Here is an 18,178-nt window from a genome sequence, read left to right as displayed (position 1 = left end):
AGGTATGAGCAGTTCTGAACCAACATCCGTCGCGCCCAACGTGCGGCGCAAGAACCTGTGGCGTCGCCACCGGGTTGGTAGTCTGCTGACGACTTTGATGTTTACGGCTCTTTTGGGAGCTTTGGTTTATGTAATGATTGGGCGGCCCGTTTCGGCGCCTGTCTGGTTGCGTACAGAGATCGAGACACGGGTCGCTGACGCGCTTGGGGCCGCGAGTATGCGGTTTGATGCGCTCGATCTGGTGGTTGAGGATGGCGCCCATCCGCAGGTGCGCATGACAAATGTGCAATTGATCTCGGACACCGGTGCCGAAATTGCGGCCTTTGGTGAAATGCGCGCCAACTTGTCTTTCGCAGGCCTGTTGAACGGCAAGATGCAGCCCACACATTTGTCTGTCAGCGGCGTCTTTGCCCGGTTGCGTCGGCAGATGGATGGCACCGTTGTGTTGTCGGGTGGGCTGGATCTGTCGGCCCCCAACAGGCAGGCCGCCACCCTGGCCGAACTGATCGCAGGGATCGATACGATCCTTTCACACCCCGGTTTTGACGCGCTGCGCTCTGCTGAAATCCGTGCCTTAACACTGCAGGTCGAAGATGTGCGGGCCAATCGGGCCTGGACGATCGACGGCGGGCGCGCACAGCTGACCCGAGCGGGCGAGGCCGTGCGCATCACCACCGACCTCGCATTGCTGAGCGGCGGGCAGGGGGTCGCGACGCTGGCGGCGAACTATGAAAGCCGTATGGGCGATGTGGCCGCCACGTTCGGGGCATCAATCGAAGGAATAGATGCGGGCGACATCGCAACGCTTGCCCCCCCATTCGCGTGGCTCAACGTATTGCGTGCGCCGATCTCAGGCGCAATGCGCGCAGGGGTCAACACCGACGGAACGCTTGCCCCTCTTAATGCGACACTCACCATCGGGGCAGGCGTGATCCAGCCCAACGACGCCGCCCGGCCTGTACCGTTTTCCTCGGCGCGCAGCTATTTCAACTACGACCCCGCCGCGCGCGTGCTTACGTTTGATGAACTCTCCGTCGACAGTGCTTGGATCACTGGCCGGATCGAAGGACAGACGGTTCTTGGGCTCACTGCGGATGGGCAGCTCAATGATCTGGTGGGGCAATTCCGCTCGTCTACGCTGACAGCCAATCCCGACAACCTCTATGACGCGCCTGTCAGTTTTGAGGCTGCAGAGATGGATTTCCGCCTTGGTCTTGATCCCTTTCGCTTGGATGTAGGGCAGGCGGTGTTTCAGGATCAGGGCCAAACCGTGCTTGCGCGCGGTGTGCTTGAGGCGGGCCCGGAAGGGTGGAGCTATGGTCTGGACGCGCAAATGGACGGCATTTTGCCCGAACGGTTGCTTGCCCTATGGCCGCATGGGGCAGTTCCAAAAACGCGGGCATGGCTTGTAGATAATCTGTTGGGGGGCAGACTCAGAAACATGGACGCTGTGTTGCGGGATGCGCCCGGGTCGCCGCTCAATGCGTTTATCAGCTTTGACTTCGAAGACGCCCATGTGCGCTATACCAAGACGTTGCCGCCGATCACTGAGGCGCGGGGTACGGCCAGCCTGCTTGATAATCGGTTTGTGGTGACGGTGGACGCAGGCAAGGTGATCGCGCCCGAGGGCGGGGCGATTGATGTGGCGAGTTCGTCATTTATCATCCCGGATGTGCGCGCAAAGCCGAACCCGCCCGCGATCGTCCGCCTGCAAACTCGCGGCACCGTCACCGCAGCACTGGCCATGCTGGATGCCCCACCGCTGAGCATAATGTCTAAGGCGGATCTGCCGACTGCCATCGCTGACGGATATCTGCAAGCCGAAGGGACACTGGCGCTGTCTTTGCGCAAGGGATTGAAGCCGGGCGAGTTGATATTTGACGCCCGCGGGACTGCGCGCGAAGTGACAAGTACCCGCCTGATCGAAGGGCGCACCCTTGCCACAAGCACGCTTGAGGTCGTGGCGAACAACGCGGGTGTGGAGATTTCGGGCCTTGGCACGCTCGACGGAATCCCATTTCAGGCCATATGGGAGCAACCCATTGGCACGGGTCCGCAGCCGAGCAACGTCACTGGTACGATGGAACTGTCCGAGCGCACCGAAACAGTGCTGGGTCTGGGACTTCCGCCGGGCTTGTTGACGGGGCAGGGTACGGGACGTATCCGAGTGACCCTGCCAGCGGACGACACGGTCCCGACATTTCAGGTTGAATCGGATTTGCGTGGTATCCGCCTGTCTTCCCCGCCATTGGGATGGAGCAAAGCGGCCCAAACCCCGGCGATTTTGTCGGTCACCGGGCAGTTGGGAGAAACCCCGCGGGTGGATCGGCTCGAGTTGGACGCGCCGGGGTTGCGTGCCAGCGGCGCCATTACTCTGCGCCCGGATGGCGGGTTAGAGCGTGCCCGGTTTGACCGGGTGCAGGTCGGTCAGTGGCTGGATGCCCCGGTTGATCTGGTCGGGCGGGGCGTAAATGTGCCCCCGGCGATCAATGTGCGGGGCGGCAAGCTTGACTTGCGGCAAGCTGATTTTGGCGGCTCCGGATCAGGCAGCGCAGGCGGGCAGGGCGGTGGGCCACTTAACCTGACGCTGGATCAGTTGCTGATCACTGACACCATCCGGCTCACCGGTCTTGCGGGCGAGTTTGACATGGCGCGCGGCCTGAGCGGCAAATTTCAGGCCCGCATCAACGGGGCGACGCCCATTCGCGGTGAGGTTCTGCCGGAAAACGGGCGCAGCGCCATCCGCATCACGTCGGATGATGCCGGTGGGGTTGCGGCCTCTGCTGCGATCCTCAAGCAGGCGCGCGGGGGGACATTATCGCTGACCCTGCGGCCCGTGGGCTCGGCGAGCTTTGATGGTAGTCTCAGCATCCGTGAAACCCGTATTCAGGATGCGCCTGCCATTGCCGCCCTTTTGAATGCGCTTAGCATCGTGGGCCTTCTGGAACAGATGGGCGGGCCGGGCATTCATTTTCAGGAAGTCGAGGCCGCCTTTCGCCTGACCCCATCGATTATGACGCTGACACAGGCCAGTGCTGTCGGGCCGTCCATGGGGCTTTCCATGTTTGGCACCTACGATGTGAACCGCTCAATTCTTGATATGCAGGGCGTCATCTCGCCTTTGTACCTGATCAACGGGATCGGCAGTATCCTTACGCGCAAAGGCGAGGGGCTGATTGGGTTCAACTACGCTTTGCGCGGGGCGGCTTCCAATCCTCAGGTGCAGGTCAATCCTCTCTCGGCCCTCACTCCGGGTATGTTCCGTGAAGTTTTCCGCGCCCAACCCCCCACGTTGCCAACCGTTACAAACGAAATCGACCCAGTGGTTCCTGAGGCAAGCGCGTTGAGCGAACCCAAAGAGAGCGACTTGAGCGAGCCTGTTGAGACAGAAGCCCAACGACGGATGCGCCTGCGTCAGGAAGCGAGTGACAGCCGCTGAGGGCCGGTGTAGAGCGCGGGCATGAAACTCAGCGATTTTGACTTTGATCTACCTGAAACCCTGATTGCGACACGGCCTGCGGTGCCGCGCTCCTCAGCGCGCCTGCTGGTTGCGGAGGCTGACACTATCCACGATCAGCATGTCACCGATCTGGTGGATTGGCTGCGCCCCGGTGATCTGCTGGTGCTGAACGACACCAAGGTCATCCCGGCGCGCCTTTTCGGCACCCGCGCGCGGACCTCTGCACAGGGTGAAACGACGGCAAGGATCGAAGTCACGCTGCTGGAACCGCGCAGCGACGGCAAATGGTCGGCGCTGGTCAAACCGCTCAAGAAACTGCGGGTAGGCGAGGAGGTGCGTTTGTCCGTAGATTTGTCGGCGACGCTGGCCGGTACCGCAGACGGGCAGGGCCACTTGCAGTTTAACCTGACTGGCGATGACTTTGATGCGGCGCTTGCCCAAGCCGGGGCCATGCCATTGCCGCCCTACATTGCTGCCAAACGCGCGGCCGATGCACGCGACAAGGTGGATTATCAAACCATCTGGGCGGCCAACAGCGGGGCCGTTGCTGCCCCGACGGCGTCGCTGCACTTTGACGCCGCTTTGATGGACGCGCTGAGGGCGCGGGGCGTTGCGACGACCTATGTTACGCTGCACGTGGGCGCAGGCACGTTTCTGCCCGTCAAGGTCGACGACGTCTCCACCCACAAGATGCATGCCGAATGGGGGCAGGTCAGCGCGCGCGCCGCACAGGACATCGCAGCCGCAAAGGCGCAGGGTGGGCGCGTAATTCCCGTGGGCACCACAGCGCTCCGACTGATCGAAACCATGGCGCGGGACAACGGGGTAAGCCCGTGGGAGGGGGAGACGGATATCTTCATCTACCCCGGCTTTCCTTTCCGAGTCGCCGACGGGTTGATGACCAACTTTCACCTGCCCAAATCGACACTGATGATGCTGGTGGCCGCGCTGATGGGGCAAAACCGGATAAAACGCATCTACGAACATGCGGTAACACAGGGCTATCGGTTCTTTTCATACGGCGATGCGTCGTTGCTGCTGCCCGAGACGCACACAGACAAAACCGACACGACAAAGTCGTAATATGCGGCGACTCAATCGCGCAGGCCATGCCATCGGTGACTCTGACACAGCGCGCAGGAGACGAGCGTCATGATCCAGGTCATCACAAGCGCGTGGGCGCTGCTCTTGGGCATGTGCCTTTTGATGGTGGGCAACGGCATGCAGGGCACGCTGTTGGGCATCCGGGGCGAGATCGAAGGATTCTCGACGCTCGAGATGTCTATCGTGATGTCGGCCTATTTCGCCGGGTTCCTGTTCGGAAGCCGTATGGCCCCAAACATGATCCGACGGGTGGGGCATGTGCGGGTCTTTGCGGCCCTCGCCTCGCTGATTTCGGCTGTCATCCTGCTGTATCCGACATTCGCCAATCCGTGGGTCTGGGCACTGGGCCGTGTGGTGATCGGGTTCGGATTTTCGGCTGTGTACGTCACGGCCGAAAGCTGGCTGAACGATGCTGCTGACAACTCGAACCGGGGCAAGGCCCTTTCGCTTTACATGATCGTGCAGACATCGGGGATCGTGATCAGTCAGGCCCTTTTGCTGACGGCGGACCCGTCCGGTTTTGTGTTGTTTGTGATTCCGTCAGTGCTCGTGTCTCTTGCGATCACGCCAATTCTATTGTCGATCACACCGACGCCGGCCTTTGATTCAACCAAACCGATGACCCTGCGCGACCTTTTTGGCAAGTCGCCTCTGGGCTGTTTCGGGATGTTGCTGCTGGGCGGCGTGTTTTCGGCGCAGTTTGGCATGTCGTCTGTTTACGGGGCGCAGGTGGGTCTGAGCGTTGCCGAGATTTCGACTTTCGTTGCGACCTTTTTTGTCGGGGCTATGGTGCTGCAATACCCGATCGGATGGATATCTGACCGGATGGATAGGCGGCAGTTGATCATTGTCGTCTCAGCCATAGGCCTTGCAGGCGCTGTCGCAGGCATACTGTTGGGCCCGAACCTCATATGGTTGCTGATCTCAGCCTTTGTGGTGGGGGGAATGTCGAACCCAGCCTATTCGCTGCTGTTGGCACACACGAATGACTATCTGGAGCATGAAGACATGGCCGCAGCCTCTGGCGGACTGGTTTTTATCAGTGGTTTGGGTGCTGTGTTTGGCCCGCTTGTGGTGGGGGCACTGATGGAGAACATTGGACCAAGCGGGTTTTATCTGTTCATTGCTGTTTTGTTTGCCGTCCTCGCAGGTTACGCCATGTATCGCACCACGCAACGCGACGCGATCTCGGTCACGGAAACCGGTGCCTACGTGGCGATGGCGCAGAGTGCGGTAACGCCCGTTTCAATGGAAATTGCACAAGAATACGCCATCAGCGCTGATCAGGCCGGAGATGATGACGGTAAAGCTGCATAATGTTGTATTTCGTGATTGGGCGGACCACATATTGACGTGTAACGATTTGATAACGGGGCATGGGAGCAGGAGTGAAAACCATGGTAGGTCCGGATGAAATACTAAAGTTCTGGTTGGATGAGTGCACACCGGAACACTGGTTCAGGATGGATGCTGACTTCGACGACACCGTACGCCAGCGTTTTGGGCGTGCATTGCAAGGGGCATCCGAAGGGCAATACGCGCTCTGGCTGACTTATCCCAACGGGGCGCTGGCCTATACGATCCTCACAGATCAGATGTCGCGTAACATTTTCCGGGACTCTTGCCAGGCTTTTGCCACCGACCGGGCCGCACTGGCTGCTGCAAAGTCGGCCATCGCAAAGGGCTGGGACCTACGTGTCGACCCGCCCGCTCGCGTTTTCTTTTATTTGCCGCTCGAGCATTCGGAAAACCTTACGGATCAGGACCGCGCTGTGCGTCTGATCAGCGAGCGGATGGGCGATGCGACATTTCTGCTACACGCCCGTGCCCACCGCGAAGTGATCCGCCGGTTTGGCCGGTTCCCACATCGCAATGCCAGTCTGGGGCGCAAAACCACGGGCGCAGAACAAGCGTTCCTTGATCTGGGTGGCTACGGCGAAATCCTGCGCGAACTGCAAGAGGCGGCCGCGGCCGCCTAAATCTGACCGTGCTCCATTGAGGTCGAAGTGTCGCGCATGTCGTACGTTGAGGTCTGATCAAAAGTAGTTTACCGTTAAACTAATTCTGATCAGAGTTTGACGAGGACACGAGACATGGCAGCAAAATCCTTTGACGTGGTGGTGGTTGGCTCCGGCCCAGGCGGATATGTGGCGGCAATACGTGCGGCACAATTGGGTCTGAGCACCTGCGTGGTGGAACGCGAACATTTGGGCGGCATCTGCCTGAACTGGGGCTGCATCCCGACCAAAGCGATGTTGCGCTCGTCCGAAGTGTTCCACCTGATGCATCGCGCCAAGGAATTTGGCCTGAAGGCAGACAATGTAAGCTACGATCTGGACGCTGTGGTCAAACGCTCGCGTCAGGTTGCGGGCCAATTGTCAGGCGGCATCGGCCATCTGCTGAAAAAGAACAAGGTGACCGTGATTATGGGCGAGGGCACGATCCTCGCCAAAGGCAAAGTGTCCGTCAAAACCGACAAGGGCACCGAAGAACTGACTGCCAAAAACATTATACTCGCAACCGGCGCGCGCGCGCGCGAGTTGCCGGGTTTGGAAGCGGATGGCGAACTGGTCTGGACGTACAAAGCGGCGCTGACACCTAAACGGATGCCAAAGAAACTGCTGGTCATTGGATCCGGGGCCATTGGCATCGAATTTGCGAGCTTTTACAACACGCTGGGCGCCGACACGACTGTGGTCGAAGTCATGGACCGGGTGTTGCCTGTCGAAGACGAAGAAATCAGCGCTTTCGCGAAAAAGTCTTTTGAAAAGCAGGGCATGAAGATCATGCAAAAAGCGATGGTCAAACAGCTGGACCGCGCCAAAGGCAAAGTCACGGCCCATATCGAAGTGGGCGGCAAGGTCGAAAAGCACGACTTTGACACCGTGATTTCTGCCGTCGGCATCGTCGGCAACGTCGAAAATCTGGGTCTCGAAGCCCTCGGGGTGAAAATCGACCGCACCCACGTGGTTACAGATGAATACTGCCGCACCGGCATTGATGGGCTCTATGCCATCGGCGACATCGCGGGCGCCCCTTGGCTGGCACACAAGGCGTCCCATGAGGGAACAATGGTTGCAGAGTTGATTGCAGGCAAAAACGACGTGCACCCGATCAAACCCAACTCCATTGCGGGGTGCACCTATTGCCATCCGCAGGTGGCAAGCGTGGGCCTGTCCGAGGCCAAAGCCAAAGAAGCGGGTTACGCCATTAAGGTCGGTAAATTTCCGTTCATCGGCAACGGCAAGGCGATCGCTTTGGGCGAGCCTGAGGGGCTTATCAAAACCGTCTTTGACGCCAAAACAGGTGAGCTTTTGGGCGCGCACATGATCGGCGCCGAAGTGACGGAACTGATCCAGGGCTATGTGGTGGGTCAGGCGCTCGAAACCACAGAAGAAGACCTGATGCACACCGTCTTCCCGCACCCAACGCTGTCAGAAATGATGCACGAAAGCGTTTTGGATGCCTACGACCGTGCCATCCACTTTTAAGTGAGGCCCATGCTTGACGGCATGGGAGACTAAATCACAACTTGAAGCCCCGGCGCGTGAGGCGTAGCCGGGGTCTATGACCCAGCACACCAACTTTCCCTTCGTTTTTATCCTTTGGGGGGCAGGGCTGGGTGCAGCTGGGCAATATGCCAAGATCAGCGTGATCTTTGACCAACTCGGGCCCGTCTATCCGGATGCTGGGGCTGCACTTGGGTTTATGGTGTCTCTTGTCGGCTTTGTCGGTATTCTTCTGGGCGTCGTTGCGGGCCTTGTCGTCGCGCGCATCCGGTATCGGCGTGCGATGCTGTGGGCGCTTTGGGCTGGGGTGGCGATGTCGCTGTTTCAGGCCACATTGCCTGCGCTGCCCCTGATGTTGGCCAGCCGTGTGGTTGAGGGGATGTCGCACCTCGCCATCGTCGTCGCGGCCCCCACACTCATCGCTAGCCTAAGCGCGGCGCGCCACACCGGTTTCACCCTCACGCTTTGGAGCACGTTTTTCGGCGTCGCCTTCACTCTTTTGGTCGCGCTCGGCCTACCGCTGGTTGCCGCATACGGGGTGCCGGCGCTCTTCATCGCTCATGCCATTTGGATGGCTGTTTTTGCGATTGTGTTGACGCGGTTTCTTAGCCCAATACAGGACCGAGCTGAGGGCGCTCTGTCCTTGCGTGGTCTGCTGTCTGATCACCTCACCATCTACCGTTCGCCGCGCATTGCAGCACCCGGGGCAGGCTGGTTGTTCTATACCTTCTGTTTCCTCGCCATTCTGACGGTTTTGCCGCCCTACATTGCACCAGAGTGGCGGGCGTGGGTCATCGGGGCGATGCCTTTGGTGTCGATTGCGGTATCAATGACACTGGGGGTTTGGGCGCTGCGCATGATTTCGGCGGTACAGCTCACGCAAGTGGGTTTTGTGTGCAGCGTCGCAGCGCTCATTTGGTTGCTGATGGCACCGGGGCTGCCAGCTGCCTGCCTTGGGCTTGCAGCGGGGCTGGGGCTGGTGCAGGGGGCGACATTCGCATCGATCCCACAACTGAACACGACGCCTAACACGCAGGCCCAGGCCTACGGCGCGCTGGCCCAGACCGGCAACTTGGGCAACACCATCGGAACGCCTGCGCTTTTGGCAATTCTTGGGGTGGCCGGGTACGCAGGCATGATTTGGACAGCGATATTCGTGCTTATGGGCGGCTTTTTTGTGCACGCATGGATGGCGATGCGCCGTCGCCACTGACATCCCATGGCAGCAACGCGCATGTTCACGCCATGTTCTCATTTTTCCATTGGCCCGACAGCGCCTCTGGCCTATGTACGAAGTGTTAACCGGGGGGCTGATCATGGCCGAGCTAAAGAACATCGAGGTGCGCGGCGCGCGCGAGCATAACCTTAAGTCCATCGACGTGGATATTCCGCGCGACCAACTGGTTGTGATCACTGGGCTTTCGGGGTCAGGCAAGTCGTCGCTGGCGTTTGATACGATCTATGCCGAGGGCCAGCGTCGCTATGTGGAATCACTGTCCGCCTATGCGCGCCAGTTCCTCGACATGATGCAGAAACCGGATGTGGATCACATCAGCGGCCTGAGCCCTGCCATCTCGATTGAACAAAAGACGACGTCGAAGAACCCCCGTTCGACCGTCGGCACCGTGACCGAGATTTACGACTACATGCGACTGCTGTTCGCGCGCGTCGGCACGCCGTATTCCCCCGAAACGGGCAAGCCAATCGAGGCGCAGCAGGTACAAGACATGGTGGACCGGGTGATGGGCCTTGAAGAGGGCACACGTGCCTATCTGCTTGCGCCAATCATTCGTGATCGAAAGGGCGAATACCGCAAGGAATTCATTGAGTTGCGCAAGCAAGGGTTCCAACGTGTCAAAGTCGACGGTACCTTTTACGAACTCGACGAACCGCCCACGCTCGACAAGAAATTCCGCCATGACATCGACGTTGTCGTGGACCGGATCGTGGTGCGGGAAGGATTGGAAACTCGGCTGGCGGACAGCTTGCGCACAGCGCTGGATCTGGCCGATGGCATTGCCGTTCTGGAAACCGCTCCAGCAGAGGGCGATCCCGAACGCCTGACGTTTTCAGAAAAATTCGCATGTCCGGTCAGTGGATTTACCATCCCAGAGATCGAACCACGCCTGTTCTCGTTCAACGCGCCCTTCGGTGCATGCCCATCCTGCGACGGGTTGGGGGCAGAGCTGTTCTTTGACGAACGCCTCGTCGTGCCTGACCAGAACCTGAAAATCTACGATGGCGCGCTGGCCCCATGGCGCAAAGGCAAATCCCCGTATTTCCTGCAAACCATCGAAGCTATCGCCAAACATTACGAATTCGACCAGCAAACCAAGTGGAAAGACCTGCCAGCCTTTGTGCAACAAGTCTTCCTCTACGGCTCTGGCGATGAGGAAATCCCGTTCCGCTACGACGAAGGTGGACGGGTGTACCAAGTCACGCGCGTCTTCGAAGGGGTCATCCCCAATATGGAACGGCGTTACCGCGAGACAGACAGCAACTGGATCCGCGAAGAGTTTGAACGCTATCAAAACAACCGCCCCTGCGGGACGTGCAACGGTTACCGTCTGCGCGCCGAGGCGTTGGCGGTCAAGATCGGCCCCGCTGATGACCCGGACAAACTGCTGCACGCAGGCCAGGTTGTGCAGATGTCGATCCGCGAGGCCTATGACTGGTGCTCTGCCGTGCCTGAGTATCTGACATCGCAGAAAAATGAGATTGCGCGGGCCATTCTCAAGGAAATCCGCGAGCGCCTTGGGTTCCTGAATAATGTGGGTTTGGAATACCTTACGCTTTCCCGCTCAAGCGGTACGTTAAGTGGTGGAGAGAGCCAGCGGATCCGGCTTGCATCTCAAATCGGCTCTGGTTTGACAGGCGTGCTTTATGTCTTGGACGAACCGTCGATCGGCCTGCATCAGCGCGACAATGATCGATTGCTTGGCACGCTCAAAAACCTGCGCGATCAGGGCAATACCGTGATCGTGGTTGAACATGACGAAGAGGCAATTCGAGAGGCGGACTACGTGTTCGACATTGGCCCCGGTGCTGGCGTGCATGGCGGCGAAGTTGTCGCCCACGGCACTCCGGCCGAGGTCACAGCCAGTGGTTCGATCACTGGCGACTACCTGTCCGGCGTGCGCGAAATTGCAGTGCCCGCCACGCGGCGCAAAGGCAAGAAGGGCAACAAGAAGGTCACAGTGGTCAAAGCGACGGGCAACAACTTGCAGAACGTGACCGTTGATTTTCCACTGGGAAAATTCGTCTGTGTCACAGGTGTGTCGGGCGGGGGGAAATCCACGCTGACCATCGAAACGCTGTTCAAGACGGCCTCGATGCGCTTGAACGGGGCACGCCAGACGCCTGCGCCATGTGAGACGATCAAAGGGCTCGAACACCTCGACAAGGTGATTGATATCGATCAGCGCCCAATCGGGCGCACGCCACGGTCCAACCCTGCCACGTACACCGGGGCCTTCACCCCAATCCGCGACTGGTTCGCAGGGCTGCCCGAAGCCAAGGCGCGCGGGTACAAGCCCGGACGCTTCAGTTTTAACGTCAAAGGCGGGCGTTGCGAGGCTTGTCAGGGCGACGGTGTGATCAAGATCGAGATGCACTTCCTTCCCGATGTCTATGTCGAATGCGAAACCTGCAAAGGCGCGCGTTACAACCGCGAAACGCTTGAGATCAAATTCAAGGGCAAGTCCATCGCCGACGTTTTGGACATGACGGTTGAAGACGCGCAAACCTTCTTTCAGGCTGTTCCAACCATCCGCGAAAAAATGGATGCGCTGATGCGGGTGGGTCTTGGCTACATCAAGGTTGGTCAGCAAGCGACGACCCTATCGGGCGGTGAGGCGCAGCGGGTAAAGCTATCCAAAGAACTCAGCAAACGTTCGACCGGGCGCACACTTTATATTTTGGATGAACCCACGACAGGTCTTCACTTTGAAGATGTGCGTAAGTTGTTGGAAGTGCTTCATGAACTTGTGGATCAGGGCAATTCCGTGGTGGTGATCGAACACAATCTGGACGTGGTCAAAACGGCTGATCATATCATCGATATCGGTCCCGAAGGTGGGGATGGCGGCGGGAAAGTTGTGGCCACTGGCACACCCGAAGAAGTGGCCGAGATCACCGACAGCCACACGGGCCACTACCTCAAGTCGATGCTGACATCCCGCAAGGTCGCCGCAGAGTAGCGGCGGGCCTACGGGGGAGAATTAATCCCGACTGTTTCAGTCAGAATGCCGCATTCCGCAGTGTGACAGCCGCACTATCTCCATCCTAACATCAGATGGAGAGATGACCGATGACCACCAACACCACGAACGTCGCTGTACCAGTTGCCCAGGCACAAAGCCCAAGCGACTTGGCGAACACCTTTGGACCGACCTTGTTTGGGACAGAGCTGCGGGTGTTTCTGCTTGTTTTTACGCTAATCGTGACCTGGGGCCTCGCCATCGCCACATGGGGTTATCCGGCACTGATCATCGTGGCGTTGTGCCTTGTGCCCGTGATGTTCACGGTCTTGCTGTTGATCACGGTTGGCAAGTAGGGCTCAGGAGCGTCCGCGCGTTTCAAACCGGGGCAGCATTGCGCTGAAATCCTTGCCTTTTCCGTCTTCGTCCTCGACGAACTGACGGTACAATTCCAGCGCGCGTTGGCCCATCGGCGTGTCCGCATCCACGGCCGCAGCCGCTTGCTGGCTCAAGCCAAGGTCCTTGAGCATCAGTTCGGCTGCAAAGCCGGGGGTGTATCCGTTGTCCGCAGGGCTGGTTGGACCAACGCCGGGGGCAGGGCAGTAGGTGTTCATTGACCAACTGAACCCCGACGACGTGCTGACAACGTCAAACATCTTTTGGCGCTCTAACCCCAGCTTGTCGGCCAACGCAAAGGCCTCGCAGGTGGCGATCATCGTGGCGCCAAGGATCATGTTGTTGCAAATCTTGGCGGCTTGACCGGCGCCTGCATCGCCGCAATGCACAGCCTTTTGACCCATGATGTCGAATAGGGGGGCTGCGCTGGCAAATGCGGCTTCGCTCCCGCCCGCCATAAAGGTGAGCGTGCCGCCTGCGGCCCCACCAATGCCGCCCGATACAGGCGCGTCGACGCATAAGATACCCGCTGCCTCGGCCATATCAGCAACGGCACGCGCGCTGTCTACATCCACGGTCGAGCAATCAATGAAAGTGGTGCCTGCGCGCATGGTGGGGATTACTTCCGCTGCGACGGCGCGCAGGATGTCTCCGTTTGGCAGCATCGCGATCACGATGTCTGCGCCGTCAGCGACCTCAACAGCGCTGGTGGCAGAACTAACACCTTTGGCCGTCGTGCCCGCAACATCAAAGCCAGAGACATCGTGCCCCGCAGCCGCCAGATTGGCAGCCATAGGCGCGCCCATATTTCCAAGTCCGATAAACCCAATTTTCATGCCCGTCTCTCCCAATTTCAACGCCATTTCCCCCAGCGGCATCAGCATCTTGGCCACGGCTGTGGCAGGCACTGCACCATCGGCAAACTGCCACTTTGGATTTCGATCCTTGTCGATGATAGCCGCGCGGATTCCTTCGAGGAAATCGCCATGCTCCATCGCGCGTGCGGTGAAACGGTATTCCAGATCCAGCGCCTTTTCCAAGGTTAGGGTTGGACCACGTAAACGGTGCAATGCCTCGATCGTACAGGCCATAGACAATGGACTGTTGCGCCCCATCTTTTTCAGCGTGTCGCGGGCAAAGTCGCTGTCTTCGGCGCGCAAGGTGGTGAAAACATCGCCAAGGGCGGCCCCATGAAAGTGCCGGTCGATGTCTGGCATCGCCGCTTGTAACGGACCGGGGGTGGGGCGCGCGGCAGCGCCTGCGATGCGGGCAATATCGCCGGTCTGTTCGAGGGTGGCGATCAGGTCCAGCCATTGCGCTTGCGGGATAAAGTGATCCGCAAAGCCTGCAAAAATCGCATCCCCCGCATCCATCCGTGCCGCCGTTGTCCCAAGGTATTCCCCAAGCCGGCCGGGCGCGAGGGCCAGCATCAGCGTGCCCCCTACATCGGGCATCAACCCGATCCCGCATTCCGGCATTGCGATCTGGCTGCTTTCCCCCACAATCCGGTGCGAGCCGTGGCAGCCAAGCCCAACCCCGCCACCCATGGTAAAGCCCTGCAGAAAGCTCACAACAGGTTTGGGATATTGGAAAATCTTGTGGTTCAGGCGGTATTCGTCAGCCCAGAATTTCTGGCCGTAGGCATAGTCGCCTTTAGTGCCGGTCTCGTACAGTTCGGCAATATCACCGCCTGAGCAAAACGCACGGTCGCCTTCGGCGTCCAACACCACCAGTGTTACTGCGTCGTCCTGTGCCCATTCATCAAAGGCCTGCTCAATCGCCACGCACATCTCGTATGTCATGGCGTTGAGTGCTTCGGGGCGCTGCAAGGTGATACGGCCGGCGCACCCCTCGATGCGGATAGAAATATCGCTCATCGGTTCTTCAACATGTCTCGGGCTACAATCACGCGCATGATCTCATTCGTGCCTTCAAGGATCTGGTGGACGCGCAGATCGCGCACCAGCTTTTCGATCCCGTAATCGGCAAGGTATCCGTAGCCGCCATGCAGTTGCAGGCACTGGTCCACAATACGCGACCCGGCTTCGGTCACGAACTTCTTGGCCATGGCGCAGAACTTGGTCGCGTCAGGCGCGCCGGTATCAAGCTTCCATGCTGCCTGGCGCAGGAAAGTGCGGGCCGCCTGCAACTCGATCTCCATATCCGCAAGGCGCCATTGCAGCCCCTGAAACTGATCAATGGGCTGACCAAAGGCCTTGCGTTCGCCCATATAGGCCAGAGTGCTGTTGAGGGCCGTCTGTGCAGCCCCAAGCGAGCAGGCGGCAATGTTCAGACGTCCGCCATCCAGCCCCATCATCGCATATTTGAAACCCTGACCCTCTTCACCGACAAGATTAGCCGAAGAAATGTTGCAATTGTCGAACTGCACCTGCGCCGTAGGTTGGCTGCGCCAGCCCATTTTGTCTTCCAAAGCACCGAAACTCAGCCCATCCACACCGTCATCCACGTAGATGCACGACACGCCCTTTGGCCCATCCTCGCCAGTGCGGACCATGCAGACATATGCGTCCGAATATCCGCCACCCGAAATGAACGCCTTGGTGCCGTTCACAACGTAACCCTCGTTTGTGCGCTCGGCGCGGGTGCGCAGGGCAGAGGCGTCCGACCCGCTGCCGGGTTCTGTCAGGCAATAGCTGAGCACCGTGTCCATGCTGAGAACGCCGGGCATGACCCGGGCCTTCAGATCATCGCTGGCGAAGTTGTCGAGCATCTTGGCGCACATGTTGTGGATCGAAAGGAATGCCGCGACAGACGGGCAGGCCATGCTGAGAGCCTCGAACACCAGCGTCGCATCCAACCGGGACAGACCGGAGCCGCCTGCGTCTTCGGACACATAGAGCGAGGCAAAACCCAGCGCGCCGACCTCGGGCCAGAGTTCTTTTGGAATAGTACCTTGGGCTTCCCAATCGCGGGCGTGGGGCGCGATGTTGTCCTGCCCAAATGCGTGCGCCATATCAAAGATGGCGGTCTGTTCCTCTGTCAGGGCGAAATCCATGTATCCTCCTGTGTTTGGCTGGAATATGCCATGTTCGCAGGGGAATGGAACTCCCATAAAAAAGGCAGCCCGAGAGCTGCCTTTGCTTGTGGTGCTTTAGTCGCGACTAGAACAACATGAAGTCGTCGACAGTCTCTTCTTCCTCTTCGACAGGTGGTTCGTAGATTGTTTCGAAACCCATATCTTCGAGTATGGCGAGCGTCAGATCGGTGATCGGTTCTGCATTGTTAGAGATATAGGTGGTTCCCATCTCGTCGCCGACCGCTTCTGATAGATGGCCTGAGTTGTCGATCGGGACCGAGCTACCGTATACATCGACGGCGTATTCTCCGATAAAGGTGCCGTTTGATGTGAGCCCGTTCTGGTCCCATGTGGTGCCGAATCCGATGGCGTGCATCATTTCGTGCATCATCAACTCGTCCAGCATCTCCCGACTTTCGGCTGTACCGATGTCCGCTGGGTCCAGAAATATGCCACCCTCGGCTACCATGCCATCGGCTCTGAGCTGGGAGTATCCGCCGAGGCCCCATGTCCCGCCCGAACCGTCAATTTCCCACGTGCTGATCTCAATTCGAACGTCGTCGATGTCACCATAGTTCGGCAGATCACCGATGATAATGTCGCTCAGAATTTCAGCCTGTTGAGCCCCCATTTCTTTCTGCGAGTCAGTCCAGAAACCGTCGAACACCAATTCCACATTGAAGCCATCCGGTGTATCGCCTCCGCTTAAGTAGGTATTCGCATTCAACCAGCCAAATTCAGTGGACGGGGCAGGGGTTGGCTCGGGCTCAGGTGTGGGTTCTGGCTCAGGCTCAGGCTCTGGCTCAGGCTCAGGCTCAGGTGTGGGTTCTGGTTCTGGCGTTGGTTCTGGCTCTGGCTCCGGCGCTGGTTCGACTTCGTCGGTTTCCTCAACGACTTTGTTTTTGCCTCTTCCTTTGCCACCACCACCGTCTGATGTGGTGCCGTCATCTGTTTTTTTGCCGCCTTTGCCGCCACGGGCCTCTGCGAAGCCGTCAAGGTCGGAATGGTCCAGCTCGGAATGTTCATGGTCGTCATGAGTGTGATCATGGTCATCCATGTGACCCATCAGATCGGCCTCATCTGTCGACAGATAGCCGCTGAGTTCAATGCTGCTGCCCTCGTGCGCCTCGTTCTCGGGCGTTTCAGCGTTCTTGATCAATTTGGCCGCTGCAGCAGACACGTGCGTTCCGATGGAAGCCACGTCTGCGCCTGTATTGGTCTCCAGAATGTCTTTGACCTGTTTGCCGAGGCTTTTACCTTTTGCGAAAAAACCAGTGACAATGTTTTCGTCAAACGCCAGAGGCAAAAGACGGTCGGGTGCATGGCCGTTTTGGCCACCCATTGGGTTCGGTTTGCTCATTCTGATTGCTCCGCTCAATTCTTGACCGTGTCTTGGGTGCGCGGTGATTGAGAGGACAGTAGGGCAAAAAAAAGGCGCCTCACAGGGCGCCTTCCTTAATGCTGTCTAATTTAGAAGTTTAAGCGGATTTCCGCGCGCGTCTGCGCAGGTATGCGCCTGCACCGATTGCAGTGAGCATGAGCGGAAGGCCAGCTGGAAGTGGTACCGCGGGCGGTTCACCCGTCCCAGTGGTACAAACACCGTTCAGGCGAATTTGGCCTGGAGGGCAGTCCTCGGGAGGTGTGCCAAATCCATAAACTGATATATGGCTAACAGGGTCCCCTTTGGCGCCGCCAGCGGAGGTCGGATCGCATGGATCTGGCGCGTTGGCACCATTACATTTTTGAAAGTTGTAGAACATCTGAGGGCCATTATACGTACCCTCGGCACCGTCGGCACTGTCGTCTTCTGTAATCAGGTAGCCAATCACCGTGCCGGGGAAGGCTTCGTTGCCGCTCTTGAATAAGAGAAGTCCATATTTGTACACGTCAAAGAAAGAAGCTGAAATTTCCCAGTCACCCGCGACATCAAATGGATCAGGGTTCGAGTTCGCGGAGATCGTCAGATACGACCCCAAAGAACTTGTCCCAAAGGCCCCATCGACTTTGCTGTCTGTTTTGTCACCTTGCCAATCAGCGGATAGATCTCCAACAACTGCGCCAAACAGTCCGTCGATGTTGGTTGCGTCTTCGTTAGCAATATCAGTTACTACACATCCGGCTACGGTGCCGTTTGTCGCAACGACTGCGCCGGAAACATCCGGAGAAAAGTCAGAGCAGGGACCAATGGTTGCAGCATGACCATCCGAACTAAATGAAAAGACCGCCGCAACCGCCAACGCCAGCGCTCCGGACCAAGTTGTTTTTAGGCCAAACATAAATCGCCACTCCCAATCACCCGGGATCAAAAGTCCCGTATTTGCATAATATGTCATAATTGCCGCTAAATTGACACAATTTGGCACAAACAACAAACCGTAAGTCCATTCCATTACCGGATTCTGCTAAGGGTAGTGTGCTTTGCTATTTGGGGTGGTGCTATCGGCGTAAAGTGGCTCAAAGCTAGATTTGCAAC

General features: G+C 58.4%; 12 protein-coding genes and 1 pseudogene. 8 read left to right on the top strand and 5 right to left on the bottom strand.

All coding sequences use genetic code 11. From position 1 onward, the window contains the following. The first annotated feature begins 4 nt into the window (after positions 1-4). From DHN60_RS03390 to DHN60_RS03355, 8 genes are all read left to right on the top strand, one after another. Positions 5-3,439, top strand: a complete 3,435-nt coding sequence (locus DHN60_RS03390; RefSeq protein WP_108835810.1) for a DUF3971 domain-containing protein — start codon at positions 5-7, stop codon at positions 3,437-3,439. Between the two features lie 21 nt (positions 3,440-3,460). Beyond that, entirely contained in the window at positions 3,461-4,543 is a 1,083-nt protein-coding gene (gene queA, locus DHN60_RS03385) for a tRNA preQ1(34) S-adenosylmethionine ribosyltransferase-isomerase QueA (RefSeq protein WP_108835809.1), read from the top strand. A gap of 69 nt (positions 4,544-4,612) precedes the next feature. Further along, positions 4,613-5,881, top strand: coding sequence for an MFS transporter (locus DHN60_RS03380; RefSeq protein WP_108835808.1), 1,269 nt, complete (start codon positions 4,613-4,615; stop codon positions 5,879-5,881). Between the two features lie 80 nt (positions 5,882-5,961). Then, positions 5,962-6,543 (top strand): DUF924 family protein, encoded by a 582-nt coding sequence (locus DHN60_RS03375; protein ID WP_108835807.1) that lies wholly within the window; start codon positions 5,962-5,964, stop codon positions 6,541-6,543. A gap of 114 nt (positions 6,544-6,657) precedes the next feature. Next, complete coding sequence (gene lpdA, locus DHN60_RS03370; protein ID WP_108835806.1) at positions 6,658-8,055, top strand: dihydrolipoyl dehydrogenase; 1,398 nt, start codon at positions 6,658-6,660, stop codon at positions 8,053-8,055. Positions 8,056-8,131: 76 nt separating this feature from the next. Beyond that, a complete protein-coding gene (locus DHN60_RS03365) occupies positions 8,132-9,286 on the top strand; it encodes an MFS transporter (RefSeq protein ID WP_108835805.1) in 1,155 nt (384 codons plus the stop codon). A gap of 103 nt (positions 9,287-9,389) precedes the next feature. Continuing rightward, complete coding sequence (gene uvrA / locus DHN60_RS03360) at positions 9,390-12,272, top strand: excinuclease ABC subunit UvrA (RefSeq protein WP_108835937.1); 2,883 nt, start codon at positions 9,390-9,392, stop codon at positions 12,270-12,272. A gap of 110 nt (positions 12,273-12,382) precedes the next feature. Further along, positions 12,383-12,628 carry a hypothetical protein gene (locus tag DHN60_RS03355; protein WP_108835804.1) on the top strand — a complete coding sequence of 82 codons (246 nt, stop codon included), beginning with the start codon at positions 12,383-12,385 and terminating at the stop codon, positions 12,626-12,628. A 3-nt stretch (positions 12,629-12,631) separates the two neighbouring features. On the opposite strand, the gene mmsB is transcribed toward DHN60_RS03355, so the two are convergent. The 5 genes and pseudogenes from mmsB to DHN60_RS22465 form a co-directional block, all read right to left on the bottom strand. Then, positions 12,632-13,504, bottom strand: coding sequence for a 3-hydroxyisobutyrate dehydrogenase (gene mmsB, locus DHN60_RS22915; protein ID WP_306415969.1), 873 nt, complete (start codon positions 13,502-13,504; stop codon positions 12,632-12,634). A 63-nt stretch (positions 13,505-13,567) separates the two neighbouring features. Continuing rightward, positions 13,568-14,545 (bottom strand): annotated as a pseudogene (locus DHN60_RS22910) (enoyl-CoA hydratase/isomerase family protein); the annotation flags it as partial. After that, positions 14,542-15,684 (bottom strand): acyl-CoA dehydrogenase family protein, encoded by a 1,143-nt coding sequence (locus DHN60_RS03345; protein ID WP_108835802.1) that lies wholly within the window; start codon positions 15,682-15,684, stop codon positions 14,542-14,544. The gene DHN60_RS03345 and the pseudogene DHN60_RS22910, both read right to left, overlap by 4 nt. Before the next feature lie 106 nt (positions 15,685-15,790). Then, positions 15,791-17,065: a hypothetical protein gene (locus DHN60_RS22195; protein WP_159089097.1), complete on the bottom strand. Its 1,275-nt coding sequence runs from the start codon at positions 17,063-17,065 to the stop codon at positions 15,791-15,793. Positions 17,066-17,183: 118 nt separating this feature from the next. Then, complete coding sequence (locus DHN60_RS22465) at positions 17,184-18,095, bottom strand: VPLPA-CTERM sorting domain-containing protein (RefSeq protein ID WP_199913620.1); 912 nt, start codon at positions 18,093-18,095, stop codon at positions 17,184-17,186. Positions 18,096-18,178 lie beyond the last annotated feature (83 nt).

It is taken from the genome of Tateyamaria sp. Alg231-49 (genome assembly GCF_900143535.1).
Classification (GTDB): Bacteria; Pseudomonadota; Alphaproteobacteria; order Rhodobacterales; family Rhodobacteraceae; genus Tateyamaria.
This window is presented reverse-complemented; position numbering and strand designations above follow the sequence as displayed.